At 63.0% G+C, this 2856-nt stretch carries 3 protein-coding genes and 1 pseudogene; all 4 read right to left on the reverse strand.

Going from position 1 to position 2856, the window contains the following annotated elements:
- On the reverse strand, positions 1-206 hold a 206-nt coding region (locus tag B5G03_RS16810), incomplete at its 3' end, for a hypothetical protein (protein WP_140401740.1).
- The gene (locus tag B5G03_RS16815; protein ID WP_087182818.1) at positions 187-600 is read right to left on the reverse strand and encodes a hypothetical protein; all 414 of its coding nucleotides are present in this window, start codon (positions 598-600) and stop codon (positions 187-189) included. The genes B5G03_RS16810 and B5G03_RS16815, both read right to left, overlap by 20 nt.
- Positions 601-616: 16 nt before the next feature.
- Positions 617-2494 carry a collagen-like triple helix repeat-containing protein gene (locus B5G03_RS17935; RefSeq protein WP_140401741.1) on the reverse strand — a complete coding sequence of 626 codons (1878 nt, stop codon included), beginning with the start codon at positions 2492-2494 and terminating at the stop codon, positions 617-619.
- Positions 2491-2856 (reverse strand): annotated as a pseudogene (locus B5G03_RS17495) (hypothetical protein); the annotation flags it as partial. The gene B5G03_RS17935 and the pseudogene B5G03_RS17495, both read right to left, overlap by 4 nt.

A 2856-nucleotide genomic window follows, 5' to 3' on the forward strand; every position in this document is an offset into this window, starting at 1 on the left:
AGGGCCAGTTCGGGCTGACCATCCTCGCCCAGCCGCAGCAGCAGGTTCGCGGCCGCGGCGGTCCAGTTGTCGCCCTGCTGGGTCACCTCGCTGCTCACCCCCACCGAAACATCCCGCAGCGCAGGGCTGCCGTCTCGGTTATACAGGGTCAGATAGACCTTGCCGTCCTGTTCATTCACCTTCAGATCACGAAACAAACGTGCCAAAATAACCACCTCCCAAGCAAAAAGCCAACTTCTGCTGGCTGCTCTCGATTGCATTCAGATCATTGTAAATCTGTAGTAGCATCCCCTCGATGCGCTCCAGATCCCTCCAGTCCCACACCAGGCTGCCGGGAGAGAAACTGCGCGTGGAATACTCCGGCCGGGTTTGCACTGCGGCGGCCAGCGCTGCCAGGTTCTCCTCCACTCGGTTGAAAAAATCCGCCAGGGGCAGCTTGTCCACCGTGTAATCCTCCATCAGGCCATACTCCGGGCGCTGGGTGACAGCCGCGGCCCGTTGGCGCAGATACAGCAGATTGCCCCGGATACGTTCATAGTCCGGGGTAAGGCGGAACGTGTCCGTCTCGGCCCAGACTGTTTTCGGCGTCTGCCATGCCATGTGTTTCTTTCCTCCTTTACGCGAAGCCCTCGATCTTATAAACGGACAGCTCGGTGGACAGCGCCGTTACTCCGCTCGGGGCTAAGCGCAGCGCATATGGTGACACATCGATGCTCAGGCTGCCGCCGGTGGAATTACGGGCAATAGAAAAGCCTGCGATGTTCATATAGTTGTTCGGCAGCGCGCTTGCCACCAGAATGTTTTCGCTGGACTCATTCACCGCAAGCTTCGGAATGAACGCGGACCCGAAATTTGTGCTGATTCGGATCATACTGTAATCGTCCCAGCCGTCCGGGGTGAGGATGGACCCGCTTTTCCAGGCGATGCCGTTTGCCAACACCTTACGGCTGCCCACCGGCACAGCTCCCACGTCCTTTGCCGAAAGGGTGAGCGCCGTCCCTTTTTTCCCGTTCACCGATTGCACCGCCGTGTCCGCCTTGCCGCCCTGGGCGGCGGTGGCCGCGCCGATGACCGCCGGGGTCAGGGTCTTTGCACCCACCACGCTGCCGTTCACATACAGTACCTGGCCGGTGGAAAAGCCGCTCACCTGGGTGGCCCCACTCACCAGGTTGGGGCCTGCCGGGCCGGTGGAGCCGGTGGCTCCCTGCGGCCCTTGCGGCCCGGTGGGACCGGTTGCGCCGTCCCGGCCGTCCTGCCCGGGGTCGCCCTTGTCGCCTTTTTCGCCCTTGTCGCCCTTGGGCAGCACCAGGTTCAGAACGCCCTCGCTGCCGCTCTGGGTGATGCTGGCCGAAGCGGTGCTGCCGCTGATCACGCTGCCGATGCGCATGGTGTGGATCGCGTTGTTCCAGGCATTGAACATGGCATCGGTGAGCTTGTCCAGTAACGCCTTGTTGGTGTGGCTGTGGCGGGCAGCGGTGTTGGCGGCCACGGTGGTTTTGGTGGATGCAAGATCGGTGGCCAGTGCCTTGCCCTTGTCGCCTGCATAGGCGGTGGAAGCCGTTTCGCCCAAGGCCAGGCTCTTGCTGATCTCCACATAGGCCGTGCCGCTCCAGCGCCAGGTGAGGTTGGTATCCATCGCCACATAGATCTTGCCCGCCTCGCCCGTGGCCGGGAAGGCGCTCTTGCTGGCGTATTCCAGCACGTCGTCCACAAAGCTGGGCAGCTGGCTGGCGGGTACCTTGCCGCCCGAGTCCAGAGTGGCCACGCCCCCGGCTTTGCCCATCTCGCTGCGCTTGACCTGGGCGTCGTTGGTCAGGTTGCCCAGGCCCACCTGTGCGCTGGTCACGCCATGCGGGTTCTCCCGAGACGATATGTGCCCGCTCAGGCTGCGCACCGCCTTTGCCAGCTTGCCGAAGGCGGCGGTCAGCTTCTCGCCGCTGGAAAGCAGCTCCAGGCCGGCGGCCTCGGTGTAGGTGGGGGTCTGGTCGTTGGTGGCCACATTGGGCACATTGGAAAGCCCCACCTGGGCCTTGGTCACCGCGTGGGGATTGGTCTTGCTGGCCGCGTGGGCGTCAAATTCCTCCCGCAGGCCGTTCGCCGCGGCCTTGTGCTCGTCCAGTGTCTGCTTCGCCGCCGCCAGGGTGATGGCCGGGCTGTCGTTCCAGGCGCTCGAGCCCTTGATCCCGGCGATCTGCTGGCCGATCAGGGTCAGCAGCGCCTGCAGCTTGTTTTTCACCCCACCGACCGTCCGTGTGCCGATCTTATCGTCCGTCACGCTGCCGTCCGGATGGGCCAGCACCGAGGCCGAGGCGTGGGCGTTCAGCTCGGTGCGGCTGGCCTTCAGATCGTCCAGCTCAGCGTCCTTGTCCGCCTGCTGCTTCAGCTCCCGGTCGATGATTTCCATATCATAGGTCAGATCGTCGATGTCCGCCGGGTCGTTGCGTTCGGCCAGCCGCTCCGGCAGACGCAGCTGGTAGTTCTGGCTTTTTCTCATGCTTCACTCCCTCGCTTCAAAATCATTTCTCCTTTAAGACCTCCGCCACTGTATGTGAGGCTGTTTTTTAACACCTGGGCCGGGGCAGCCGTCTCCCATTGGGTGTCCAACAGAACCAGATCGATGGGGTCCATCTCCGGGTTACCCCGGGTGGAGCAGGTGTAGGTGCTGCGGCGCAAAAGATGCTCCCGCACCCAGACTGCCACTGTCAGTGCCCGGTCCAGATCGGTGATGAGCGGATTATCCAGCGTTTCCACAATGCCGTTTTCATCCGCGTTTTCCACCGGGGCCACAGCATTCTGACAGCTGGTCTCCAGCTTCCTGCCGCTCACGATCAGGGTGGCCGGACCGCTGCCCTCCAG

This window comes from Gemmiger sp. An50, from assembly GCF_002161595.1.
Lineage (GTDB): Bacteria > Bacillota > Clostridia > Oscillospirales > Ruminococcaceae > Allofournierella.